The organism is Streptomyces liliiviolaceus, from assembly GCF_018070025.1.
GTDB lineage: Bacteria > Actinomycetota > Actinomycetes > Streptomycetales > Streptomycetaceae > Streptomyces > Streptomyces liliiviolaceus.
This window is the reverse complement of the sequence record NZ_JAGPYQ010000001.1, coordinates 5,861,181-5,884,868: the sequence shown is the minus strand read 5'-3', so window position 1 is coordinate 5,884,868 and position 23,688 is coordinate 5,861,181. Positions and strand designations below refer to the sequence as shown.

Annotated in this window: 21 protein-coding genes and 1 riboswitch; of the genes, 12 read left to right on the top strand and 9 right to left on the bottom strand. The window is 71.0% G+C overall.

The genetic code is table 11. The annotated features are described in order from the left end of the window. Nucleotides 1-66: 66 nt before the first annotated feature. Nucleotides 67-303: a DUF6296 family protein gene (locus J8N05_RS25645; protein WP_210886462.1), complete on the bottom strand. Its 237-nt coding sequence runs from the start codon at nt 301-303 to the stop codon at nt 67-69. Between the two features lie 687 nt (nt 304-990). Here J8N05_RS25645 and J8N05_RS25640 point away from each other — a divergent pair. From J8N05_RS25640 to J8N05_RS25615, 6 genes are all read left to right on the top strand, one after another. Next, nucleotides 991-3,126 carry a DUF1996 domain-containing protein gene (locus J8N05_RS25640; protein ID WP_247706480.1) on the top strand — a complete coding sequence of 712 codons (2,136 nt, stop codon included), beginning with the start codon at nt 991-993 and terminating at the stop codon, nt 3,124-3,126. 775 nt (nt 3,127-3,901) lie between these two features. Continuing rightward, nucleotides 3,902-4,441: a toxin-antitoxin system, toxin component gene (locus tag J8N05_RS25635; protein WP_210886460.1), complete on the top strand. Its 540-nt coding sequence runs from the start codon at nt 3,902-3,904 to the stop codon at nt 4,439-4,441. 3 nt (nt 4,442-4,444) lie between these two features. After that, a complete protein-coding gene (locus J8N05_RS25630) occupies nt 4,445-5,641 on the top strand; it encodes an MAB_1171c family putative transporter (RefSeq protein WP_210886458.1) in 1,197 nt (398 codons plus the stop codon). A gap of 124 nt (nt 5,642-5,765) precedes the next feature. Next, nucleotides 5,766-7,022, top strand: a complete 1,257-nt coding sequence (locus J8N05_RS25625) for a DUF6545 domain-containing protein (protein ID WP_210886455.1) — start codon at nt 5,766-5,768, stop codon at nt 7,020-7,022. Between the two features lie 162 nt (nt 7,023-7,184). Beyond that, complete coding sequence (locus J8N05_RS25620; RefSeq protein ID WP_210886452.1) at nt 7,185-8,585, top strand: FAD-dependent monooxygenase; 1,401 nt, start codon at nt 7,185-7,187, stop codon at nt 8,583-8,585. A 123-nt stretch (nt 8,586-8,708) separates the two neighbouring features. Then, entirely contained in the window at nt 8,709-8,891 is a 183-nt protein-coding gene (locus tag J8N05_RS25615) for a hypothetical protein (protein WP_210886448.1), read from the top strand. 42 nt (nt 8,892-8,933) lie between these two features. On the opposite strand, the gene J8N05_RS25610 is transcribed toward J8N05_RS25615, so the two are convergent. After that, entirely contained in the window at nt 8,934-9,515 is a 582-nt protein-coding gene (locus J8N05_RS25610) for a CGNR zinc finger domain-containing protein (protein ID WP_210886446.1), read from the bottom strand. A 264-nt stretch (nt 9,516-9,779) separates the two neighbouring features. Between J8N05_RS25610 and kstD the strand changes: the two genes are divergently transcribed. From kstD to J8N05_RS25595, 3 genes are all read left to right on the top strand, one after another. Beyond that, nucleotides 9,780-11,591, top strand: a complete 1,812-nt coding sequence (kstD, locus tag J8N05_RS25605) for a 3-oxosteroid 1-dehydrogenase (RefSeq protein ID WP_210886444.1) — start codon at nt 9,780-9,782, stop codon at nt 11,589-11,591. A gap of 90 nt (nt 11,592-11,681) precedes the next feature. After that, nucleotides 11,682-12,311, top strand: coding sequence for a GNAT family N-acetyltransferase (locus J8N05_RS25600; protein WP_210886442.1), 630 nt, complete (start codon nt 11,682-11,684; stop codon nt 12,309-12,311). A 54-nt stretch (nt 12,312-12,365) separates the two neighbouring features. After that, nucleotides 12,366-14,030, top strand: a complete 1,665-nt coding sequence (locus J8N05_RS25595) for a serine/threonine-protein kinase (protein WP_210886439.1) — start codon at nt 12,366-12,368, stop codon at nt 14,028-14,030. A gap of 6 nt (nt 14,031-14,036) precedes the next feature. Here J8N05_RS25595 and J8N05_RS25590 read toward each other — a convergent pair whose 3' ends face one another. The 4 genes from J8N05_RS25590 to J8N05_RS25575 are packed head-to-tail and all read right to left on the bottom strand — an operon-like array spanning nt 14,037 to nt 16,809. Further along, a complete protein-coding gene (locus tag J8N05_RS25590) occupies nt 14,037-14,900 on the bottom strand; it encodes an energy-coupling factor ABC transporter ATP-binding protein (protein WP_210886436.1) in 864 nt (287 codons plus the stop codon). Next, the gene (cbiQ, locus tag J8N05_RS25585) at nt 14,897-15,646 is read right to left on the bottom strand and encodes a cobalt ECF transporter T component CbiQ (protein ID WP_210886433.1); all 750 of its coding nucleotides are present in this window, start codon (nt 15,644-15,646) and stop codon (nt 14,897-14,899) included. The genes J8N05_RS25590 and cbiQ overlap by 4 nt, the downstream gene beginning before the upstream one ends. A 6-nt stretch (nt 15,647-15,652) precedes the next feature. Further along, nucleotides 15,653-16,054: an energy-coupling factor ABC transporter substrate-binding protein gene (locus J8N05_RS25580; protein ID WP_210886430.1), complete on the bottom strand. Its 402-nt coding sequence runs from the start codon at nt 16,052-16,054 to the stop codon at nt 15,653-15,655. After that, nucleotides 16,051-16,809 (bottom strand): energy-coupling factor ABC transporter permease, encoded by a 759-nt coding sequence (locus J8N05_RS25575; protein WP_247706479.1) that lies wholly within the window; start codon nt 16,807-16,809, stop codon nt 16,051-16,053. The genes J8N05_RS25580 and J8N05_RS25575 overlap by 4 nt, the downstream gene beginning before the upstream one ends. Nucleotides 16,810-16,839: 30 nt before the next feature. After that, a riboswitch (cobalamin riboswitch) is annotated at nt 16,840-17,021 on the bottom strand. Between the two features lie 153 nt (nt 17,022-17,174). On the opposite strand from J8N05_RS25575, the gene J8N05_RS25570 reads away from it, so the two are divergent. Further along, nucleotides 17,175-17,915 (top strand): nuclear transport factor 2 family protein, encoded by a 741-nt coding sequence (locus J8N05_RS25570; RefSeq protein ID WP_210886428.1) that lies wholly within the window; start codon nt 17,175-17,177, stop codon nt 17,913-17,915. Between the two features lie 168 nt (nt 17,916-18,083). Continuing rightward, nucleotides 18,084-19,778 (top strand): cellulase family glycosylhydrolase, encoded by a 1,695-nt coding sequence (locus J8N05_RS25565; protein WP_210886426.1) that lies wholly within the window; start codon nt 18,084-18,086, stop codon nt 19,776-19,778. A 90-nt stretch (nt 19,779-19,868) separates the two neighbouring features. On the opposite strand, the gene J8N05_RS25560 is transcribed toward J8N05_RS25565, so the two are convergent. Then, nucleotides 19,869-20,636 carry a hypothetical protein gene (locus J8N05_RS25560; protein ID WP_210886424.1) on the bottom strand — a complete coding sequence of 256 codons (768 nt, stop codon included), beginning with the start codon at nt 20,634-20,636 and terminating at the stop codon, nt 19,869-19,871. Nucleotides 20,637-21,031: 395 nt separating this feature from the next. Here J8N05_RS25560 and J8N05_RS25555 point away from each other — a divergent pair, with 395 nt between their 5' ends. Then, nucleotides 21,032-22,153 (top strand): GNAT family N-acetyltransferase, encoded by a 1,122-nt coding sequence (locus J8N05_RS25555; RefSeq protein WP_210886422.1) that lies wholly within the window; start codon nt 21,032-21,034, stop codon nt 22,151-22,153. Between the two features lie 60 nt (nt 22,154-22,213). Here J8N05_RS25555 and J8N05_RS25550 read toward each other — a convergent pair whose 3' ends face one another. Both J8N05_RS25550 and J8N05_RS25545 read right to left on the bottom strand, forming a co-directional pair. After that, complete coding sequence (locus J8N05_RS25550; RefSeq protein ID WP_247706478.1) at nt 22,214-22,681, bottom strand: hypothetical protein; 468 nt, start codon at nt 22,679-22,681, stop codon at nt 22,214-22,216. Nucleotides 22,682-22,759: 78 nt separating this feature from the next. Continuing rightward, nucleotides 22,760-23,632 (bottom strand): SigB/SigF/SigG family RNA polymerase sigma factor, encoded by an 873-nt coding sequence (locus J8N05_RS25545; RefSeq protein WP_384274995.1) that lies wholly within the window; start codon nt 23,630-23,632, stop codon nt 22,760-22,762. Nucleotides 23,633-23,688 lie beyond the last annotated feature (56 nt).

The following is a 23,688-nucleotide window of genomic DNA, read 5'->3' as shown; positions in this document are numbered from 1 at the left end:
CCTCGCGGCGCGAGGCCCGGAGGCTCAGGGCAGTGGCTCGGAGGCTCAGGGGAACGGCTCAGAGACTCAGGGCAGCGGCTCGGCGGACGGCGCCGACGGCGACTGATGGCCGCCGCTGGCGAGCATCCGCACCTCGCCCGCCCGGCTGATCTCGGCGCGCAGGATGCCGGTGCGATCGCAGTAGACCGGGTTGCCGCCCGGCCCGAGGGAGGTGGTCCGTTCCACGACCACCTCGTCCGTGACGGCCTCGCCGCCCGATCGCCCATGGGTGAAGGTCAGTCGGTAGCGGTCCGGGGTTCGCATGACGGCCTCCGTACGCGCTCCAGCCGTGGACCAGGGAAAATGCGTCCACTTTCATGATGCGCCCGGACGCCGCCGACGGCAGAGCGGCCACGAGTCACGAGCCACGACCCCGCTGCCGGCGTCGGGCACCGGCCGTGGTGCGCCCCTGGTGGCCCGTGCGACCGGCGGGGCTGTCGTGCGCGGGTACGGGTTGCTGCGGGCCCGGCGCCGCCCGTGCCTCGCGCAGGTAAGCGTGGCCCGGGGTGCGCGGCGCTCGCGCGAGCTGCCGTGGACGTGGCCCAGGCACGCGATCCGTAATCTGCGGCACGCGACCCCCGGCGCGCGGTGCCCGATCGGGTTCGCCGCGGCCGGTGTGGGCGCAGGCCTGACTCGCGCCAACAGGGGCGCAAGGCACGCGAGGTGATGGCATATTTCGTCCGTGGCCGCCGGGAGAACCGGCCACGAGTGGCGACCTGCCCGGCGCAAACCGGCGGAAACGCACGCAGCCGCGCCCTCACGGAGCGCATCAGAATGCCCTTCCCCAACCAGACCGCAGGAAAACGTGATTGCCCGGACACGGGTCTCGCAAACGTCTGGTTCGTGAGAGGTTTCTATGAATCCGAGATGTGTCTGAACACTCGGAGCTTCATCTCCGTATGAAGCGGGGGATTGCCATGCCCGTCGGCAACGAAGCGTAGGAGTAGATCCTTGGGACGCAACACGCGCAGACGCCCAACAGGCGCACGACGCGCGACCATCGGGGCGGTCGCGCTGATGCTGGGAGGAGGCGGACTGGTAGCGGCGAACGTCTACGCCACTGCCTCCGAGAGCACCTCGGGCCAGACCGACCAGGTCCTTGCCTCGGGTGCCGCCACGATCGACTGCCCGGATGTGGGCAGTGAGCTGGCCGCGGTGCCGGACGGGTCCAAGACGGAGGTCGACAAGCAACTCGCCCTCCTGGACAAGCAGATCGCCGAGGCCTATCAGCGGCTGCAGAGCTCCGCAGACGCGATCAAGCAGGACGCCGCCTTCGCGCAGAACTCGATCATGAATCCGCTCAAGGACAAGCGAGCGGCGACCATCGAGCGCATCGTGGCGGCCATCGACGCCGTGGGTGACCGCCCCGAGGGGCTGGACGCCTTCGCGCCCTGCATACTTCGCGCCTCCGGCAATCAGGACAAGCCGGAGAACGGACAGGACGGCCAGGAGAACGGCGACGCCCAGGGCGACAACGCCGAGGACGGCGCGGGCCAGGACGGCCAGGACCAGAATCAGGGCGACGGCCAGGACCAGGGCCAGGAACAGGGCGGCGAGCAGGGACAGGGCGAGCAGCCTCCCGGCAACGGCGGCCAGGCCGGAAACGGCCCCGTCGCAGGCGACTTCGTGGACATCTCCACCGTCGAGCCGAACGTGTCGAAGCCGGCCGCCCAGGGCAACGCCTCCAAGGGCTCCTTCGTCACCAAGTGCGGTACGAACGAGAACGGGCTGTTCAACTCCGACAACGTGATCGTGGCTCCCGGTGTCAGCAACGGCGCCCACCACTTCCACGACTACGTCGGCAACCAGTCCAACGACGCCTTCGCGAGCGACGAGGACCTGGCGAACGCCGAGACCTCCTGCGAGGACCAGGGCGACAAGTCCTCGTACTTCTGGCCCGTGCTGCGTCTGCAGAACGGTGCCGAAGAGAAGGACGCCGCCTCTCCGGGCGGTGGCATCGAGGGCAACGCCGGCGAGATCATCAGGCCCAAGGCGGCCACGATGTCGTTCGAGGGCAGCCCGCGCGGCGAGGTCACGGCCATGCCGAAGCTGCTGCGCATCATCACCGGCGACGCCAAGGCGTTCGTCAACGGCCCCACCAACGCCAACGCGTCGTGGAGCTGCACCGGTTTCGAGGACCGGCAGCTGAAGGACAAGTACCCCCTCTGCCCCCAGGGCAGTGACGTGGTCCGCACCTTCAGGTTCCAGAGCTGCTGGGACGGCCGGAACATCGACAGTGCCAACCACCGCACGCACGTGGCGTTCGCGACCGCCGACGGCACCTGCGCGAACGACTTCAAGGCCATTCCGCAGCTGGTCCAGCGCATCGTCTACGACGTCGACGCGCCCAGCGTGGCCGACGGCGGCAAGTCGAAGCCGTTCTTCGCGGTGGACTCCTTCCCGGAGCAGCTGCACAAGCCGGTCACCGACCACGGCGACTTCATCAACGTCTTCGACGAGGCGCTGATGAAGGAGATGGTGGACTGCATCAACGAGGGCCGTAAGTGCGACGGCGCCGATGACGGCGGCAACGGCGGCGGTAACGGAGGCGGCGGCAACGGCGGTGGCGGTAACGGAGGCGGCGGCGAGGAGCCGACCGACCCGCCGGCGACCACTCCGGCCCCGGACCCGACCGAGGGCAACGAGCAGCCGGGCGACGACGAGCCGGGCACGGAACAGCCCGGTACCGAGCAGCCGGGTGACGACGAGCCCGGGGACGACGGCCAGAGCGAGACCCCCGCGGACAACGGCGGCAAGAACACCGCCAAGCCCACGGCCGGCAACACCGAGGCCGCGGGAGGCGCCGACAAGGGCAAGAACGACGAGGGCAAGGGCAACGCCGAGCCCAAGGCGGCCACGTCACCGTCGGCGACCCAGAGCGATGCCGCCGGTTCCACGGGCGGCGCGGACACGGGCGATGCCGTACCCGGCCCCGAACCCGAGGACGCGGGCGGCGTTGCCGCCCCGCAGACGGTGACGGGCGGACTCGCGGAAACGGGTACGAGCCTGTGGCCTGCGGCGGCCGGAGGACTGCTGGTGATCGCCGGCTTCGTGCTCCTGCGCCGTATCAGCAGCAGGTCGAGGTAGCGGCACGGTCGCACACGCCTCATGGAGGGCGGTCGGATCTGCGTACGCGGGTCCGGCCGCCCTTCCTGCGTGCGCCGTGAACAAGAAGCCGTGGAGAAGACGCCGTGGACAGGAGTCCGTGGACAGGAAAAGGCCCCGGCTGGACGGGGGAGACCAGCCGGGGCCGTGTGCGGTGTCCGCGGAGGGCGGTCGCCTCTCGGCGAGTGGCTCCATGGGGCTTCAGCCGAACGATCTTCCCCATGGGCTTTGGGTGAGGCCCGGGGACACTGTCCCCTCCGCGGCCACGTAGAGAAGAACGGCGGACCGCTCCCGCTTGTTCCGTGCTCAGAGCCTTGCGCTCCGTGAGCTGCGGCACACGCCGCGACGGAGTGACTGGATCAAGACCTTTCTCAAGGGCGGAGAAGCGTGGACTTCGCCGGACTCGGGGAACGGACAGCGCCGGCCATGTTTCGCGTCCGGTCCCAGAACACCCCCTGTAAGCAGGGGCGATGCCGGTCGAGGACGGCGGCCGTGCCGGGCGGCTAGGCGTGCCCGGCGGGCGGTCGGCGATCGGCTGCCGCACGGGAGGAGGCCGTGAGCGCAACGGATGCGCCAGGACCAGACCAGTGCATGTCGGGTTTGTTCGGTATTTCAGATCGCTGCCTTCCGTGTACTTCTTCCGGCTCGGTGTGGCCGACTCGGCTTTGGTTTGACATATTTGCCTACCTAGCTGGGCGCGCTGGAGCCCGTGCTGAGGTTCGCGGGGAGAGCAGTGCGCACAGGCAAAGCCAGAGAGATGCGGAATCTGATCGGTCAGCTGGTCGACGGGCTGACACTGCCCGTGCCCACGGATCCCGACGCCCTGTTCGCCGCGCTGGTCACGACCGTGAGCGAGCTGAGGGGCCGTGAGGTCCGGCTCGTCAAGGAGGAGTTCCCGCACCAGACCGCCAGCGGACTGTGGCTCGACCTCCCCGCCTACGACCTCATCGTGGTGGACAAGCGGGCCACGCCGCTGCACCAGCTGGCGATCTTCTTCCACGAGGTGTGGCACATGCTCAAGGGGGACTGCGGCAACCACGTCGTGGGCAAGGCGGTGGCGGCCCACATGGTCTCCACCGGCGCCGAACTCCCCGAACTGCAGGAGCCGGTACGCAAGGTGGCCGCCCGCACCGAGTTCGACCGGCGCGAGGAGGCGGACGCCGAGCGGTTCGGACTGCTGGCGGTCACCCGCTTCCGCGTCTGGCTGGAGGGCGAACCCGACAGCGCCGCCATGGACCGGGGCAGGATCGCCGGCCGGATCGGCGCCTCGCTGGGACAGCGCCGGCCACAGGTCTGAGCGGTGGACTCCTCGGACTACTACATACCGGCCGTCGCCACGCTGATCGGCCTCGCCGTCAAACTGCCGGGCCTGGTCAAGGACTGGCGCGACCCGCTCGTGCGGTCCGTCTGTCTCGTGATCGCCCTCGGCGGCGCGGGCTTCTTCTTCGCCGCGCCTCCCACGATCACCGCCGTCAACGAGGCCACCGGCACGGCCAACTTCTCCAGCCCGCTGGTGTACGGCATCATCAGCGCCTTCAGCGCCGCCTGTCTGCTGCTCATCGTCCACTGGCGCGGAGGCCCGCCCGAACACGTACGCAGCGTCGCGCGGCGCTGGCAGGCCGGATACACCCTGGTCGTCGTCATGCTGGTCGTCCTCTTCGCCCTCGGCGACGCCCCGGTGGACCGGCACACGGACTTCGACACCTACTACGCGACGACCCCGTACATCCGCGAGATGATCGTGCTGTACCTGGTCGCCCACATGACCGCCGCGCTCGTCACGACGGTGCTGTGCTGGCGCTGGGCGCTCCAGGTGAGCGGCTGGCTGCGGGCCGGCCTGTGGATCCTCGTCCTCGGCTGGCTCCTGAACCTGGCCTTCAGCGGCCTCAAACTGGCCGCGGTGGCGGCGCGCTGGGCCGGTCAGGACTGGGGAGCGCTCAGTACGACCCTGGCGCCGCTCCTGTCCGCGCTGTCCGCGCCCTGCGCCACCGTCGGCTTCCTGATGCCTCTCGTGGGTCCCTGGGCGGTCTCCAACTGGCGGGCGGCGAAGACCCATCGCAAGCTCCGCTCCCTGTGGCGGGAACTCGGCCGCGCCTCGCCCCGTACACCGCTCGCCGGCCCCATCCCGTGGTACTCCTCGCCCCAGGTCCGCCTCACCCAGCGCGAGGCGGGCATCCAGGACGGACTGAGCCTCGTGGCGCCGTGGTTCGACACCGGGGTCCGTACACGCGCGCGGGCCGCGGCGGTCGCCGCCGGGCACACCGACGACGAGGCCGCCCGGATCGGCCACGCGGCGATGGTCGCCGCCGCGGTCCGCGCGGCCGGCCGGGGACTGCCCGCCGGCTCGCGTGTCCTTCCCGACCACTCCGAGATCAGCGCGGTGCGTACCGCACCCGTCGGTGTGTCGGTCGCGCTGAGGTCGTCCCCGATCGTCGCGGCGGCCCGGGAGAGCGGTGGCGCCGTCCCGGCCGCGGACGGCGAGAAGTCCCCCACATGAACCACTCGAACCATGCGATCGACATGAACGACACGATCGACATGAACGACACGATCGACATGAACGACGTGTGCGGCACCCTCCTTCGTACAGGCCTCCGCGGCCGCGGAAGGGCGGTGAGGTCGTGGACGTCGTCTTCTACATCCCCGGCGTGATCCTTCTGGTCACGGCCGTCCTCAATCTGCCGGCCATGCGGGGAGCCTGGCGCGACCCCCTGATGGCCGCGAGCATCTCGGTCCTGCTCATCGGCGCGCTCGTGTGCATGCTGTCCGCGCCGCCCACCATCGGCGTCGTCAACGACCTCACCGGCATCGCCAACTTCTCCGCGCCGCTGGTCTATTCGGGGATGTCCGCGCTCAGCGCCTGCTATCTCGTCCTGATGATCGCCTGGAGGGGCGGAGAGCCCGGGCGCGTGGCCCGCGCGTCCCGTCTCGTGGTGTGCGTCTACGGGCTGGTGATCATCGGGATCGTCACGCTCTTCGCCCTGGCCGACGTACCCGTGGAACGCACCCGGGACCTGGACACGTACTACGCCAGGACGCCGTACATGCGCGAGATGATCCTGCTGTACCTGGTGGCCCACACCGCGGCGACCGCCACCCTCGCGGGCATGTGTCTGGCCTGGCTGCGCAAGGTGCGGGACCTCACCCGCAAGGGCCTGACACTGATCGTCGTCGGTGTGCTCTTCGACCTGTCGTACCAGATCGCCAAGTACCTCGCCATCGGCGCCCGTTGGGGCGGTCTCGACTGGGACTTCCTCTCCACGAGCCTCTCACCGCCCCTCGTGGCGGTCGCGGGCGTCACCGTCGCCGCCGGTTTCGCGCTGCCGCGTGTCGGCCCCTCCACCGCGGACAACTTCCGTGCCTGGCGGCGGTGTCGGCTCCTGAGACCGCTCTGGCTCGAACTGCGCGACCTGCGGGCGCCGGTGGCCGACACCCACTGGTGGGACCTTCCCGTGGTGCGCCTGGTCCAGCAGGAGATCACGATCCTGGACGGGGTCCTGGTGTGCTCGCCCTACCTCGACAACGAGGTCCACAGGGCGGTGGCGCTGGACCACACGGAGATCGTGGCCGAGGCGGCCATGCTCGCGGCGGCCAGGGTGCATGTCTCCGCCGGGTCCGACGCCGAACTCCCCTCGGACGTGGGCCGGTTGCGGTCGGTGGCGCAGCCCCAGCTGATGGTGCAGCTGGCCCGCGCCCTGTCGTCCTCGCCCGTCGTCGCCGAGGCCCGGCAGCGGGCGGCGCGACAGTGGGCGGCCTGGCAGAAGGCACGCCAGGGCCACGACGGTCACCCTCACGATCCCGACCGTGACCGTGACCGTGACCGTGACCACGATCGCGACCGTGACCGCGATCAGGACCGAGACCGCGACAGGGCCTGACGGGTCCGAGGTTGCCGGTGGGCCCGCTCATGGTTCGATCAACGGGCGGCCGGACCGGGGGAGATCCCGGTTCCCGCGCTCCGCACAGAGATCACCCGTACCCGCGCGCCCCGCGTGCCGCAGTCATGCGCCGACGCCGGTCAACAGAAAGGGCCCACACCCATGTCCGACACGAAGTCCACCCCCCGGCGCCGCGCGATCGTCGTCGGAGGGGGTATGACGGGCATGCTCGCCGCGTCGGCGCTCGCCCGCCACGCGGACGTCACGATCGTCGAACGGGACCTGCTGCCGGACGGCCCACGGCCACGCAAGGGCCTGCCACAGGCCCGGCACGCCCATGTCCTGTGGTCCGGTGGGGTCAAGGCGCTTGAGGAGCTCCTGCCGGGCATCGTCGACCAGCTCGTCGACCGCGGCGCCCGCAGGGCACCCGTCATGGCCGACCTGGTGTCCAAGGCCCCCTCGGGACAGTGGTTCCGCCGCTTCACCCATGGCAGCCACGTCAGCCTCCTGTGCAGCCGCGATCTGCTCGACGCGGTGATCCGCGACCGCGTACTGGCGGACGACCGCGTCACCCTGCGCCAGGAGACCGAACTGCTCTCCCTGGAAGGCGGTGCCCGCCGAGTGTCCGGCGTACGAATACGTTCGGCGGACACCGAGAGCACGCTCCCGGCCGATCTGGTGATCGACGCCGGCGGCCGGGGCAGCCGGGCCCCCCAATGGCTGCGGGACCTGGGGCTCCCGCCGGTGCCGGAACGCACGGTCGACGCCGGCTTCGGTTACGCCAGCCGGATCTACCGTGCCCCGGGCACGAGTGCCGACGGCTTTCCGATCGTCAACGTCCAGGCCGACCCCCGCGAGAACCCCGGCAGGGGCGGCATCATCACCCCCATCGAGGGCGGCCGTTGGCTGGTCACGCTCGCCGGAACCAGGGGCGGCCGGCCGAGCGCCGACAACGAGCGGTTCGTGCCCTTCGCGCTCGGTCTGCCGCACCCCGTCATCGGTGAACTCCTCGCCGGCGCCGAGCCCGAGACGGACGTCGTCACCACCCGCAGCACGGCCAACCGGCGGCGCTACTACGAGAAGGCCGCGCGCTGGCCCGACGGCTTCGCCGTGCTCGGTGAGGCGGTCGCCGGCTACAACCCCGTCTACGGCCACGGGCTGAGCGCCGCCGCGCAGAGCGTCGTCGCGCTGCGCCGCGTCCTGGAACGACAGGACCTCCGCTCACCCGGCACGGCCCGGCGCATCCAGCGGAGCGCGGCGCGTCCGGTCGACAACGCCTGGAACCTGGCCGTCGGCCAGGACGTGTTCTACCCGGGCGCCAGCGACGAACCCCCCACCCGGCTGGAGCGGGCCCTGGCCGCCTTCGTGGACAGGGCGGTCGACGCCGGATCGCGCAACCCCCGTGCCCTGCGCATCCTGTTGGACGTGATGAGCATGGAGAAGCCGCCCTCCCGGCTCCTCATGCCCGACATGCTCGCCCTGGTCTGCCTCGGCCGCAAGAAACCGCACCTCGCGGGCCCGCCGCTGACGGACCGCGAGCGCGGGGCCGCCACGACCTCCTGAACCCCCCTCCGCCGGTCGTCACCGTCTTGACTGGTGACGACCCCTCTGGAAGGATCGTCACCAGTCAGACAGGTGACGCCGCGTGGGCGGTGTCGAGTGGCTCCGAGACGCGGGAGGCCGGAAATGGCGCAGGACGAGAAGGTTCGGGTGCCGGATGCCGCCGAGGCGGCACGCCGTGCGCGCTTCGGCGCACTGCCGGAGAGGGTCCGTCTCGCGGACACCGTCGAGGGGAAGCCGGCCACGGTCCTGGATCCCGCACGGAACGCGTACAACGACGACGAGTGGCTCGTACGTACGTGCATCTGAGGTCCGCGCGTCCGTGACCGCGGGCGTCAGTGGGTGTGGGCGTCAGCGGGCGTGGGTGCCGGTCCGTCCGGCGGGCACCCGCGCCTCCTTCTTGCGGGCACGGTACGCCGCAGCCTTCAGCTTGTTCCCGCAGGACTCCATGCCGCACCACTGCCTGCGCATCCCGCGGGACCGGTCGATGTAGACGCGGGTGCACTCGGGATTGCCGCACTCTTTGAGCAGCGGAACGTCCGGACCGCTGAGCACCTCGACGGCGTGCCGCGCCACCGTGGACAGTGCTTCCTCCGGTGTGGCGTCCGTCCGCCGCCCCGCCGCGGTGAGCTGTGGTGTCGCCGGGGGCCTGCGTGCCGCGCCGTTCACCGTGGCGAGCGCCGTGCCGTCGTAGGGCTCTTGGAGACGCCGGGCGGTGACCAGCTCGTAGACGGCCTCCCGTACGGCGACGGCCCGCGCGAGGTCGGTGTCCGTGCCGGGGGAGACGGTGTCGACGATCCCCGCCTCCAGGTACCAGGCGTCCAGCCGCTCCGGTGACGTGAACATCTCGAAGCGCAGGGTGCGGCGGGCGCGGAGGGTCGCGGCGAAGTCCAGGGCCGGGTTTCCGCACACGAAGACATGATCCACATTCACGTCACCATCCTGACAGGTGACGATTGCCTCTGCAAGGTCCGCTCAAGGGGCCCGGTCGCACAGCACCGGGGCACGGCCCGGCCGGGCCCGGCGCGACCCTTGACTTCCCAAGACCCCCGCGCCACATTCCTGACTCCGCATCAGAACCGGGGACACCGGACCCCCGTCGGCCCCCGGGGCACAGCACGCTCTCTCCCACCCCACCCCACCCCACCCCGTCCCCTCCTGTCCCTGTCCTTCGTCGTCCGGTTGGAGCGCCCTGTCATGGCCACAAGCGCGGACCCCGCAAGACGTACGAACGCCCCTCGCCCCTCCTCCCCCGCCGGCCCGTCCAGACGCCGGGTGCTCGGCGCGGCGACCGGCACGGGCCTCGCGCTCGCCGCCGGACTCCCCGGTACGGTCCGCGCGGCCGACCTGCCCCCGCTCGGCACGTACGACGTCGTCGTGGTCGGGTCCGGCGCGGCGGGGATGACCGCCGCGCTGACGGCCGCGAAACAGGGACTCAGTTGCGTCGTCGTGGAGAAGGCGGCCACCTTCGGCGGTTCGGCGGCCCGCTCGGGCGCCGGGATCTGGATTCCCAACAACCCGGTGATCCTGGCCGCGGGCGTCCCCGACACCCCGGCCAAGGCGGCGAGCTATCTGGCGGCCGTGGTCGGCCCCGAGGTCTCCGCGGACCGCAGACAGGCCTTCCTCGGGCAGGGGCCCGCCATGATCTCCTTCGTCATGGCCAACAGCCCGTCGCGGTTCCGCTTCATGGAGGGCTACAGCGACTACTACCCGGAACTGCCCGGCGGGCTGCCGGGCGGCCGTTCCATCGAACCCGCCCAGCTCGACGGGAACATCCTCGGGGCCGAACTCGCCCGGCTGAACCCCCCGTACCTCCCGGTGCCCAGCGGCATGGTCGTCTTCAGCACCGACTACAAATGGCTCGCCCTCTCCGCGGTCAGCGTGAAAGGAGCCGCCGTCGCCACCGAGTGCCTGGCCCGCGGGACCAGGGCCGCGCTCCTCGGCCAGAAGCCCCTCACCATGGGCCAGTCACTGGCGGCCGGCCTGCGCGCCGGACTGCTCGCGGCCCAGGTGCCGGTGTGGCTGAACACCCCGCTCACCGAGCTGTACACGGAGAACGGCACCACCGCGGGAGCCGTGGTGACCAGGAACGGCGCCCCCGGCCTGGTCAGGGCCCGCCGCGGGGTCATCGTCGGTTCGGGCGGCTTCGAGCACAACGCGGCCATGCGCGCCCAGTACCAGCGACAGCCCATCGGCACGGAGTGGACGGTCGGCGCGAAGGAGAACACGGGTGACGGGATCCGGGCGGGCCAACAGGCGGGCGGCGCCCTCGACCTGATGGACGACGCCTGGTGGGGCCCGGCCATCCCGCTGCCCGGCCAGCCGTACTTCTGCCTCGCCGAACGCACCCTGCCCGGCGGACTCCTGGTCAACGCCGCCGGAGCGCGCTTCGTCAACGAGGCGGCGCCCTACAGCGATGTCGTGCACACCATGTACGACAGGAACGCGACCGCCCCGCACATCCCGGCCTGGCTGATCGTCGACCAGAACTACCGCAACCGCTACCTCTTCAAGGACATCGCCCCGACCCTCGTCCTCCCCGACGCGTGGTACGAGTCAGGCGCCGCCCACAAGGCCTGGACGCTCGACGCCCTCGCCCAGGCGATCGGCGTGCCGGCGGCCGCCCTGCGGACCACCGTCGACCGCTTCAACAGCCTGGCCCGGAGCGGCACCGACAGCGACTTCCACCGTGGCGACAGTGTGTACGACCACTACTACACCGACCCCGCGATCCTCCCGAACTCCTGCCTGGCACCGCTGTGGCTGGCCCCCTACCACGCCTTCAGGATCGTCCCGGGCGACCTGGGCACCAAGGGCGGCCTGCGCACGGACGCCCGGGCGCGCGTGCTGCGCCCGGACGGATCCGTCGTCCCCGGCCTGTACGCCGCCGGGAACGCCAGCGCGGCCGTCATGGGGCACAGCTACGCGGGCGCGGGCTCGACGATCGGACCGGCGATGACGTTCGGCTACATCGCCGCCCGGGACATCGCGGCGGCCACCGGAACCTGAAGCCGGGCGAGAAGCCGGTGCTCGCCGGGGTGAAGCCGTCCGGGAGAACTCGGTTGTGGGAGCGCTCCCGCGGGAGCCAGGATGCTCGCCATGCGCCCACAGCCGAGCATCCGCCCCTACCGACCCGCCGACCGTGCCGCCGTCGCCGACATCTGTGTGCGAACCGCCCTGGACGGAGGGGATTCGCGGGAGCGCTACCCCGACGAGGAGCTGATGCCGTCCCTCTTCGCCGCGCCCTACTGCCACCTGGAGCCGGAACTCGCCTTCGTCCTGGACGACGGATCGGGCCGCGCGGTCGGCTACGTCCTCGGCACCGCCGACACGGAACGGTTCGTCGAGCACTTCCGCACGGCCTGGATCCCGCGGGTCGCCGGACGCTATCCCGAACCCACCGCGCAACCCCGGACACCCAGCGAGGAGATGATCGTCCTCCTGCACACCCCCGAGCGGATGATCCTGCCCGACCTGGCCGCGTATCCGGCACATCTGCACATCGACCTCCTGCCGGACTGGCAGCGCCGGGGCTTCGGGCGGGGACTGATGAGGACGTTCCTCGCCGCCCTGCACGACCGCGGCGTCCCGGCGGTCCATCTGGGCATGGTCACCGCCAACACCGCCGCGCGGGCCTTCTACGACCGCCTCGGCTTCCACGAGATCCCCGTACCCGACCCCGGCCCCCTCACCTACCTCGGCAGGCCGACGGCCGCGGGCACTCCGTGAGGGCACACCCGCCCGGGGGAAGGCCTGTCGTACCCGTCCTCTAAGCTCCCGCGCATGAACAACGGGGACTCCGGCAGACGGGTCATCGACGGACGGTTCCGGCTGGAGGCACGGCTCGGCGGCGGTGGGATGGGCACGGTCTGGCGGGCCACGGACCTGGCCCTGCACCGTAACGTGGCCGTCAAGGAGGTCAGGCCCCCGGACATCGACCTCGCCGAGTACGACCCGCAGGGTGCGCGGCTGCTGCGGGAACGGGTGCTGCGCGAGGCCAGGGCACTCGCGAGGATCGACCACCCGAACGTCGTGACGATCCATCACATCGTCGACGGCGGCGAAGGAACGTACCCGTGGATCGTGATGGAACTGGTCGGCGGCGGCTCGCTCGCCGACCGTCTGGAGCGGGGCCCGACGGACCCCGTGGAGACGGCACGGATCGGGCGGGAGGTCCTGGCCGCGCTGCGGGCCGCGCACGACGCCGGCATCCAGCACCGGGACGTCAAGCCCGCCAACGTCCTGCTGCGCCCCGACGGCCGCCCCGTGCTCACGGACTTCGGGATCGCGGCGATCCGCGAGTCGACGGCCCTCACCGCCACCGGCTCGATCATCGGTACGCCCGACTACATGGCACCCGAGCGCATCGCGGGCGACGACGGCGGGCCGGCATCGGACCTGTGGTCGCTGGCGATGATGCTGTACGCCGCCGTCGAGGGCCACCATCCGCTGCGCAGGGGCACGACGATGGCCACCCTCGCGGCCGTCCTGTACGAGAACGTTCCGCCGCCCCGCAAGGCGGGCCCGCTGGCGGACGCGTTGATGCGGGTGCTGGTGCGGGACCCCCAGGCACGCCCGGACGCCGGGACGTTCGACCGCATGCTGACGGCCGTGAGCGCGGGCGCGGGCGTGGGCACGAGCGCGGGCGTGGCCGCGGCTCCCGGCGAGGCTGTGGCCGACGCCGTACCCGCGGCCCGTACGGAACCCACCTCCTACCGGCTCACGCCCCCGCAGGATGCCGTGCCCCGGTCGCCCGGCCCGGCCCCCGTACGACCCGCGCGGCGGGGACGCCGGGCCGCGGTCGCGCTGTCCGCCGTCGGAACGGTGCTGGTGGGTGTGCTGGCCTGGACCCTGCTGCCCGACTCGGAGGGCTCGGGATCGTCGGCCTCGGGCGATTCCACGAACGGAGCGACGGCGGATCCGTCGGCCGACACCTCCTCGACGGGAACGGCCGACAAGAGCCCCACGCCCCGGCGGACGGAACGGAAGACGCCCACGAACCTGCTGACACCGGACGGCATCCGCACCGCGGTCAAGGCCCTGGAGAAGGAGACGGGCCGCGACCGGTACGGCAACCTGACGGTCTACCCCGAATACGTCTCCGCGCAGGTGATGGTCGAGGGCAGCCGGACCGGTTACCAGCAGTACACCTACTACGTGGGCCGGGGCGTCCAGGAGACCCCGATCAAGGCGCAGCTGGCCGGCGGGGCCCAGCCGATGACCCTGGACGGCCTCGCCTGGGACAGGCTCCCCGCGCTGCTCGCCGAGGCGGAGAAGAAGCTGAACGTCGACGACGCGACCACCCGCTACCTCGTGGTCAAGTCACCGAACGACCTGTTCGACCGGGGCGCAGAGATGCTTGTCTACCTCTCCGACGAGTACAACAGGAGCGGCTATCTGCAGGCCGACGCCCGCGGGAAGGTGACCAGGGTGACCCCCGCGGACTGACGGCGGTCAGTTGTCGGCCGGCACCGGGGGAGCGGAACGCCGTGAGGCCATCGCGGCCAGTTCCTCCGCGGTGCGCGGGCCGGTGTCCGGAGAGGTCAACAGGCCCTGCGCGCGCAGCAGTTCGGCCACGGCGATCCCCCAGGGCAGTCGCAGTCCCGCCTGCTCCAGGAGGTCCGTACGGGCCAGGGTCGCGTCCGCGGGGCCGGTGACCGCTCCGGACGGGGTGAGCAGGGCCGCGTCGTCGGCCCAGCGCAGGGCGAGGTCCACGTCGTGCGTCGCCATCACCACGGTCGTGCCGCTCTCACGCAGCCCGTCCAGGGTCGCGATCAGCCGCTCCTGGCCGTCCGGGTCCAGCCCCGCGGTCGGTTCGTCGAGGATCAGGACCCGCGGCCGCATCGCCACGGCGCCCGCGATCGCGGTCCGCTTGCGCTGCCCGTAGGAGAGCAGATGGGTGGGGCGTTCGGCCAGGGCCGAGATGTCCAGCGCGGCGAGCGCCTCGTCCACCCGGGCCCGTACCTCGGTGTCGGGCAGGCCGAGGTTCAGCGGACCGAACGACACGTCCTGGAAGACGGACGCGGCGAACAACTGGTCGTCCGGGTCCTGGACCACCAGCTGGACGGTCGTGCGCAGCAGGGTCAGGCCCTTGCGGTCGTACCGGACCGGCCGGTCCTCCACGGTCAACTGCCCGCTGTGCGGGCGCAGTCCGCCGCTGAGCAGCCGCATCAGGGTGGTCTTGCCACTGCCGTTGCGGCCGAGCAGGGCGAGCGCCCGCCCCGCGCGCACCTCGAAGTCGAGGCCGCTGAGCACGGTCGGGCCGTCCTCGTACGCGTAGGACGCGCCCCGCAGGGCGACCAGCACGGGCTCGCTCATCGCAGCGGCCTTTCCAGTACGAAGGTGAGTGCGGCCACCGCCGCGAGCAGCGCGACACTGGCGAGGGTGAAGCGCGCGGAGATCCGGGCCTCCGGTACCAGGACGCGCAGGGTGCCGTCGTAACCGCGGCCCGCCAGTCCGGCCTGCAGCCGGGTCGCCCGGTCGAAGGCCCGCACGAAGGCGGTGGCGCCGAGCCCGGCCAGCGAACGCCAGGTGGCGGCCCGGGTGGTGTGTCCGAGCCGGGCGGCCTGCGCCTCCCTGATCCGGCGCACCGAGTCGAGCAGCAGGAAGCTCATCCGGTACGTCACCAGGGCCACGTCGACGACCGGTGCGGGCACCCCGGCGTTGACCAGCCGCGGCAGCAGGTCGGACAGGGGAGTGGTGAACGCGAACAGGAGCACGCCGAGGGAGGCGGCCGAGGTACGCAGCAGGAGTTCCCCGGCGCGCACCGGACCGCCCTCGGCCAGCGTCACGAACCCGTCCGGGCCGCCGACCTGGAGCAGCAGCGGCAGCGCACCGGTCACGCAGAAGCCCAGCGGCACCCGGTAGGCGCGCCAGAGCCGTCGGCCGGGTACCGCGGCCGGGCCCAGCAGCACGGTCAGGGCGGTCACCAGGACCAGGGCCGCGCCCGGCCAGGGCGGGAGGGAGATCGCCAGTACGGTCAGGCCGAGACCGAGCACGGCCTTGTCCACGGGATGGCGGCGGCGCCAGCGACTGCTGTGCGCCGCCGCGTCGATCGGCAGCACGAAGGTTCAGGCCCGTTCGGTCGGTCGGTTCTCTCCGGCCGCTGACCCACCGGCACCGACCGGTGCCTCCGCCGCCGGTGCCTGGCCGTCCTCCCGCTGTGCCAGGGCCCGCAGTTCGCCCTGGCGCCTGCCCCGGCGCAGGCCGAAGTAGTAGGCGAGGACGCCCGCGCCGAGGGCGGCCTGGAGGGCGAACAGCGCCGACTCGATCTCGCCGGACGGCGGCTCGTACAGGGGTGAGAACCACGGCTCGTAGTCCGGCTCGATCTCGGTGATAGCGGTCTCCGCCTCCGAGTCGGCGCCGGTGAACGGCTCCTCCTTGTGGTCGCCCATGCCGAAGGCCAGCGGCAGGACGGCGAGCGCGGCCACCACGAACAGCAGCAGGGCGTTGATCTTCGCGTTACGGCTCATCGGGCCACCGTCTCGTTCGTGTCGTTCGTGTCGTTCGTTTTGGGAGTCTCGGGCGTCCCGTTCGTTGCGGACCTGCCGGAAGGGGACCGCCTGCCGGCCAGGAACACACCGAGCCGGGTCAGTTCGCCCTTGCTCGACTGCACCAGCAGCCGCATCACGAGCACCGTGAGCAGGCCCTCGCTCACCGCGAGCGGGACCTGGGTGACGGCGAAGATCGAGCCGAACTTGCCGAGCGCGCCCAGGAACCCACTGCTCGGGTCGGGGAACGCGAGCGCCAGCTGCACGCTGGTGACGCAGTAGGTGGACAGGTCGGCGACGAACGCGGCGAAGAACACCGCGACCATCAGCGGCACGTCGAACCGCCGCAGCAGCCGGTACACCGCGTAGCCGGCCCACGGGCCGACGATCGCCATCGAGAAGACGTTGGCGCCCAGCGTGGTCAGTCCGCCGTGCGCGAGCAGCAGCGCCTGGAAGAGCAGGGTGATGGTGCCCAGGACCGCCATGATCGGCGGCCGGAACAGGATGGCGCCGAGGCCGGTGCCGGTGGGATGCGAACAACTGCCGGTCACCGACGGCAGTTTCAGTGCGGAGAGAACGAAGGTGAAGGCCCCCGACGCGCCGATGAGGAGCGTGCTCTCGGGATGTGCTCTGACCTCACGGGTGAGCGACCGGACTCCGTGGACGACGAACGGCGCCGACGCGACGCCCCAGGCGACCGCGTGCGCCGGAGGAAGGAAACCCTCGGCTATGTGCATGGCTCAGCAGACCCTCTCCAGCACCTCGTGGATGGTTGACGTGCCTTGGCCGGTCTCCTGGCTTACGGGTAACACCACCCGTGCTCCGCCTTCCCGGGTCCGAGGACCCAGTGGCTGCCCGTGAGGGCCGGAGCCGGACTTCCCGATCACAGTGGCGAGGGCCGCACCGGCATCACACCGATTTCCCGAGCACCAAGGCGTCGTGACAGTAGTGCGCGTACAGGGGTGGTGACAAGCGGCCCTCGGGGGGCGTGAGAGTGGTCACGCGGCGCGCGCCGGTTCGTAAGAGATGCTGCGGGGGTGTCGATTCGGCTCACCCCGGTTCGTCGGGGAGGCAAACGGTCTCAGGAACACCGGGAGGAACCATGAAGTACATGCTGCTGGTCTGTGGCGACGACACCGCCGACTCCTCGGGGATGACACCCGTCGAACCATGGGTGGAGGAGCTGAGCGTGCGCCGCGGTGTACGGCTGCACGGCCACCGGCTGCGCTCCCCGGCCGACGCGGTGACCGTGCGCGTGCGCGACGGTGAGGTGCTGCGCACCGACGGGCCGTTCGCGGAGACGAAGGAGCACGTCGCCGGGTACGACATCCTTGAGTGCGCCGGCCTGGAGGAGGCCGTGGAGGCCGCCGCGAAGCATCCGATGGCGACCGTCGGGGCCATGGAGGTGCGCGCGTTCTGGGACGACGAGGACGCCGAGGGGGAGATCCGCCGGCTCGACGCGGAACTGACGGCCGCCGGGCGGCAGCGGGACTTCGACCGGGCGATGGCCTGTTACGCACCGGACGTGGAGGTGTTCCACCCGGTGAGCGGCCTTGAGCAGCGCGGGGTCGAGGCGCTCCGCAAGGCCGAGGAGGTGTGGTTCTCGACGCTGTCCGGGCCGGTGGAGCGCGAGGTGCTCGAATTCCGCGTGCGGGTCGACGAGAGCATCGCCTTCAGCCACGCGCTCGTCCGGATGCGTGCCACACTGGCTGGCGGTCAGGCCCTGGACACCACGGCACGGGTGACCACCGGCTACCGGCTGACGGGCGACCGCTGGCTGATCGTCCATCAGCACACGTCCGTGCCCTTCGACACAGGAGCCCCCGCAGCCGCCGGGGCCTGACGCGACACGGAGGGGGCATCCGGGGCCTCCCGCAGGCCCCCTCCGGCACATCCGTTACGCGGCTGAGCGTGCGCCAAGTCTTGACGTGCTCCTGGCAAGGTGACTCTATGGGAGCGCTCCCACTTTCCCTCGATCCAAGTTTCTTGGCGCTCACTCCCTGGAGTCGCAGTGAGAAGAACAAGAAGCACGACACGGAAGAACCTCGTCAGCGCGTTCCTCGCCGGGCTGGCCGCCCTGCTCGGGCTCGTCGTTCTCGGCGCGCTCGTACCGACCGCCGCACACGCCCAGTTGCCCGGAGACCCGCCCGGCGCGTCCCCGGGCGCCCTCGCGACCGGCCTCCATATCGACGACGGCCGCCTGCTCGAAGGCAACGGCAACGATTTCGTCATGCGCGGCGTCAACCACGCCCACACCTGGTACCCGGGCGAGACGCAGTCACTGGCCGACATAAAGGCGCTCGGAGCCAACTCCGTCCGCGTCGTCCTCTCCGACGGACACCGCTGGAGCAAGAACAGCCCCGAGGACGTGGCCGCCGTCATCGCCCAGTGCAAGGCCAACCGGCTGATCTGCGTACTGGAGGTGCACGACACCACCGGCTACGGCGAGGACGCCGCGGCCGGCACGCTCGACCACGCGGCCGACTACTGGATCGGCCTCAAGAGCGTGCTCACCGGCCAGGAGAACTACGTCATCGTCAACATCGGCAACGAGCCCTGGGGCAACACCAACCCCGCGGGCTGGACCGATCCCACGATCGCCGCCGTGAAGAAGCTGCGCGCCGCCGGGTTCGAGCACACCATCATGGTGGACGCGCCCAACTGGGGCCAGGACTGGCAAGGAGTCATGCGGGCCAACGCCCAGGCCGTCTACGACGCCGACACCACCGGCAACCTCATCTTCTCGATCCACATGTACAGCGTCTTCGACACCGCGGCGGAGATCACCGACTACCTGAACGCGTTCGTCACCGCCGGACTCCCCATCCTCATCGGAGAGTTCGGCGGTCCGGCCGACCAGTACGGCGACCCGGACGAGGACACCATGATGGCCACGGCGCAGCAGTTGCGCCTCGGCTACCTCGCCTGGTCCTGGAGCGGCAACACCGATCCGATCCTGGACCTCACGATCGGCTTCGACCCCGCACAGCTCAGCTCCTGGGGCCAGCGCATCTTCAACGGCGCCAACGGCATCGCCCAGACCTCCAAGGAGGCCACGATCTACGGCGGCGGCACCCCGGGTGACACCCAGGCACCGACCGCGCCGGGCACCCCGGGTGCCTCCGCCGTGGCGGCCACCTCGGTGACCCTCACCTGGACCGCCGCCACCGACAACGTGGGCGTCACCGCCTACGACATCGTGCGGGTCAGCGGAAGCAGCGAGACCACGGTCGCCGCGGCCACCACCAACACCGCCACGGTGACCGGGCTCACCGCCAACACGGCGTACACCTTCGCCGTCTACGCGCGGGACGCGGCGGGGAACCGCTCGCCCCGCTCGGCCACGGTGACCGTCACCACCGCCGACGGCGGCAGCACACCCGGCACGAGCTGCTCCGTCGGCTACCGCGTCAGCAACGAGTGGCCGGGCGGCTTCCAGGGCGAGATCACCATCCGCAACACGGGCACCGCCGCGATCAGCGGCTGGAAGCTGGTCTTCGCCTTCGCCAACGGCCAGACGGTCTCCAACATGTGGGGTGGCACCCCGACCCAGAGCGGCGCGACGGTGAGTGTCGCCAACGCCTCGTACACCGCCACCATCCCCGCGAGCGGCTCGGTCACCGTCGGCTTCACCGCCAACAAGGGCACCACCAACACCGCCCCGAGCGCGTTCACCCTCAACGGCAGCACCTGCGCCACCGTCTGACCAGCAGTCACGGCCCGACGGTCGTCGACCGGCAGCCACTGGCCGGCGGGGTCACCGCGCCCCGTCGGCCGGGCGGGTGCCGAGCCGTGGTCAGGCAGTGGTGGCCGGGGCGGCGGCCTTCTCCGTGGCGGTGTCGGCCGGAGCGGCCTTGGACGTCGTGTAGAAGACGGACGACCCCTGCTTGCTGCGCTGGACCTGGCCCTTGGCGACGAGCCCCTCCACCGTGGTGCGTACGACCTTGGGCTTGATCTCGCGCTCGGGGTGGGCCTCCGCCAGCGCCGTGGCGACCTCGGCGGACGAGCGCGGCTCGGACTGCCGGCCGAGATGTTCACGGATCAGCTCGACGAGCGTGGGCTTCGCGGCACCCGGCTCGGCCGCGGCGGACTTGGCTCCGGTCTTCGAAGCGGTGGCCTTCGAGGCGGTGGACTTCGCAGCCGCGGACTTCGCAGCCGCGGGCTTCGCGGCGGCGGGCTTCGGGGCAGGTGCCTTCGACACGGCCGACTTCGGGGCCGGCTTGGTGGTGGCCTTCGTGGCCGCCGGCTTGGCGGCCGGCTTGGCGGCCGGCTTCGCGGTGGTGGCCTTCTTGCGTCCGCTCGCCGTGGCCGTGGCCTGGCGCGGCACCGAAGGCGCGGGCACGGAGGCGCCCTTGGCGTTCGCGGCGGACTGGTCGCCACCCAACGCCCGCTGCAGCTCGGCGAGCAGGGTCTGGTCGTGCTGCAGGGCACTCAACTGCTCTTGGAGCGCCTCCACTTCGGCGCCGATACGTTCCTGCTCCTTGGTGTTGCGTTCGAGATCCGCAGACACCTGGGAGGCGTACTGGGTCTTGAGCTCCGTGGCGGCCGATTCGACTTCGGACATGGCAGTTACCTTTCCTCGTCATCGTGTGGTGCTGGGGCCGGATGCTACTCGCATCATCAGGCCATGATCCCGAAGTTGTCAGGACCGTCCCCGCAGTTCCATGGCCTCTGACACACTTCCGCGGGCCGCAAAGGCGCAGGCGGCGAGGTGTGCGAGAGACACCTGACCACCCATGCGAAGCCATGTCTCGAATTCAACCTTCAAGGTGACTTTACGGACTGACCAACCGGTGCACCCGACTCGCACCCCTTTCGTTACGACCGACACCCTTGACAGGCTGCGTACTGTTTCGCGACGTTTGAGCCTCGCGGACGCCAGAGCCTGTCAGGGGTGCCGGTCGAAGAGGTGTCGGGGCGCGGGCGTCGCGTCCAGGGGGAATGGGGGGGCGATCGACCATGCGATCCACCGAGGCGGACATAAGAATCCACAGACCCGAGTCCCTGAGCGAGTCCCTGCGCCGGGACTGGCACCGGGCGGCCGACGCGTCACCCGACTACGCCAACCCCTTTCTGTCCCCCGAGTTCGCGGCCGGCATCGGCACCCACCGCGGCGGGGCGCGGGTGGCGGTCCTGCACGAGCGCGGCGAGGCCGTGGGCTTCCTCCCGTACGAGCGCAACTCCTTCGGTGTGGGGCGGGCCATCGGGCTCGGTCTGTCCGACTGCCAGGCCCTCGTGCACCGGCCGGGAGTCACCTGGGACACCCGTGAACTGCTGCGCGCCTGTGGGCTGTCCGTCTTCGAGTTCGACCACCTCGTCGAGGAGCAGAATTCATTCACCCGCCATGTCACGGGGACGTTCGCGTCGCCGGTCGTCGATCTGAAGGTCGGTGACGGCAGCTATGCGGAGTGGCTGCGCGGCGCGTACCCGGGACTGGCCAAGACGACACTGAAGAAGGAACGCCGCCTGGGGCGCGACCTGGGCGAGCTGCGGTTCGTCTTCGACGAGCGCGACCCCGCGATGCTGCGCACGCTCATGGGGTGGAAGTCGGCCCAGTACCGCAGGACCTCCCGGATGGACCGCTTCGCGCGCCCCTGGATCGTGAACGCGGTGGAGCACCTGTTCCAGGTCCGTGAGGAGCACTTCACCGGCATCCTCTCCGTGGTGTACGCCGGTGACCGGCCGGTGGCCGCGCACTTCGGTCCCCGGTCGCGCACGGTGTTCGCGGCCTGGTTCACCGCGTACGACCCCGAACTGCGCTACTACTCACCCGGGCTGATCATGCACCTCAGGATGGCGGAGGCCGCCGGCCGGGAGGGCGTACGGGTCCTGGACCTGGGGCGTGGCGACAAGGAGTACAAGGACTGGCTCAAGACCCGGGAACTGCGTGTGGGGGAGGGCTTCGTGACGCGTCCCCATCCGGTGGCGGCGGCACACCGGCTGTGGCGCGGACCGGTGCGCGGCCTGCGCAACACGGTGCTGGCCCATCCGAAACTGAGGGATCCGGCGGACCGGCTGCTGAAGACGGCCGGCGCGCTGCGCACGTCCGGCACGGGGCGGTTACGGAGAGACGCAGGCTGAGAGCCGGGGACCTGACCGTACGCCCCCTGTACGTTCCCTGCGCGTCCCGTGTCCCGTACGTCAGAGGCGGCGGCTGTCCTCTGTCTCGCCGAGGGAGCTGTCGGGCTTGCCCAGGGACCATCCGGAGACGTCCGTGAGCCGCCCTCGCCACAGGGGCATCACGACAGGGCCGCCCGCCGCGACGACACTGGTGGCGTCGCGCAGATGGATCCACTGCGGCAGCCGCTGCGGGACCGGACGCCCCTGCTTGTCGGAGACCGCCTCGTCCACCTGCTCGGGGAACCGCTCAAGCAGGTGCGCGCCGGGTCCGTCGACACCGCGCAGGCTGCGCGCCCAGTCGGTCTTCCAGGCCTTGTGGGAGATGAGGTCGCCGTAGAGGAGACCGCCCCCGATGAACAAGGTGATCGGCAGCGCCGCCTGCGGGTCCTGACCGACCAGTCGTACCAACATCTGCAGCTGGAGGTCCGGCACGGGCTCGGTCACGATCGGCGCGGCCGACTCCCGGAGCGGGTCCTGCTCTTCACTCACGGCCCTGCTGGTCCTTTCCATCCCTCGCACATGACGGCTGCGTCCCGCGTGACGGTTGCGTCACACAGGTCGGTTGCGTCACGCGGCGAGCAGGCCGGCGCGGAGCCGGCTCAGCGTGCGCGTCAGCAGACGGGAGATGTGCATCTGGGAGAGGTTCAGTTCGCGGCCGATCTCCGCCTGGGTCATCTCCCGGCCGAAGCGCATCTCGATGATGGTCCGCTCCCGGTCGTCGAGCTGCTGCAGGAGGGGCGCGAGCGTGTGCAGGTCCTCGAACAGGTCCATCGCGGGGTCTTCCTCGCCCAGGGTGTCCGCGTACTTCGGACCGCCGTCGCCGGCGTCGTCGTCCCCGCCGGGGGTGTCGATGGAGCCGGCCACGTAACCGTTGGCGGCGACCAGGCCCTCGATGACCTCTTCCTCGCTCAGGTCCAGATGGTCGGCGAGTTCCTTGACCGTCGGCGGGCGGTTCAGCGTCGCGGCGAGGGCTTCCTTGCTCTTGGCGAGCGAGACACGCAGCTCCTGAAGGCGCCGCGGGACGTGCACGGCCCAGGTGGTGTCCCGGAAGAAGCGCTTGATCTCGCCGACGATGTAGGGGATCGCGAAGGAGGTGAACTCGACCTCGCGCGACAGGTCGAAGCGGTCGATCGCCTTGATCAGGCCGATCGTGCCGACCTGGATGACGTCCTCCATGTCGCCGCTGCCCCGGTTGCGGAACCGGCGGGCCGCGAAGCTGACCAGGGACAGGTTCATCTCGATCAGGGTGTTGCGCGCGTACTGGTATTCGTGGGTGCCCTCTTCCAGCTCCTGCAGCCGGTCGAGGAACAGCCGGGACAGCACCCGCGCGTCCTTGGGGGCGACCTTGGCCCCGTCCTCGATCCACGGCAGGTCGCCCGTGGCCTCCTGCACGCCCGAGCTGCAGTCAGATGCCTCGCGGGTGTTCACGGAGGTAGTCACGGTGCCGCCTTAACTAGAAAGCAAGTTGGTCGTCTCCTGCCCGGCTTCCTCAAGAG

What these genes read in the sequence shown, in the direction of transcription:
- J8N05_RS25575 (WP_247706479.1), bottom strand. Translation starts at nt 16,809, where the DNA reads ATGCACATAGCCGAGGGTTTCCTTCCTCCGGCGCACGCGGTCGCCTGG.
- J8N05_RS25560 (WP_210886424.1), bottom strand. Translation starts at nt 20,636, where the DNA reads ATGTCCGAAGTCGAATCGGCCGCCACGGAGCTCAAGACCCAGTACGCC.
- J8N05_RS25555 (WP_210886422.1), top strand. Translation starts at nt 21,032, where the DNA reads ATGCGATCCACCGAGGCGGACATAAGAATCCACAGACCCGAGTCCCTG.
- J8N05_RS25595 (WP_210886439.1), top strand. Translation starts at nt 12,366, where the DNA reads ATGAACAACGGGGACTCCGGCAGACGGGTCATCGACGGACGGTTCCGG.
- J8N05_RS25620 (WP_210886452.1), top strand. Translation starts at nt 7,185, where the DNA reads ATGTCCGACACGAAGTCCACCCCCCGGCGCCGCGCGATCGTCGTCGGA.
- J8N05_RS25570 (WP_210886428.1), top strand. Translation starts at nt 17,175, where the DNA reads ATGAAGTACATGCTGCTGGTCTGTGGCGACGACACCGCCGACTCCTCG.
- J8N05_RS25580 (WP_210886430.1), bottom strand. Translation starts at nt 16,054, where the DNA reads ATGAGCCGTAACGCGAAGATCAACGCCCTGCTGCTGTTCGTGGTGGCC.
- kstD (WP_210886444.1), top strand. Translation starts at nt 9,780, where the DNA reads ATGGCCACAAGCGCGGACCCCGCAAGACGTACGAACGCCCCTCGCCCC.
- J8N05_RS25600 (WP_210886442.1), top strand. Translation starts at nt 11,682, where the DNA reads ATGCGCCCACAGCCGAGCATCCGCCCCTACCGACCCGCCGACCGTGCC.
- J8N05_RS25615 (WP_210886448.1), top strand. Translation starts at nt 8,709, where the DNA reads ATGGCGCAGGACGAGAAGGTTCGGGTGCCGGATGCCGCCGAGGCGGCA.
- J8N05_RS25645 (WP_210886462.1), bottom strand. Translation starts at nt 303, where the DNA reads ATGCGAACCCCGGACCGCTACCGACTGACCTTCACCCATGGGCGATCG.
- J8N05_RS25635 (WP_210886460.1), top strand. Translation starts at nt 3,902, where the DNA reads ATGCGGAATCTGATCGGTCAGCTGGTCGACGGGCTGACACTGCCCGTG.
- J8N05_RS25590 (WP_210886436.1), bottom strand. Translation starts at nt 14,900, where the DNA reads ATGAGCGAGCCCGTGCTGGTCGCCCTGCGGGGCGCGTCCTACGCGTAC.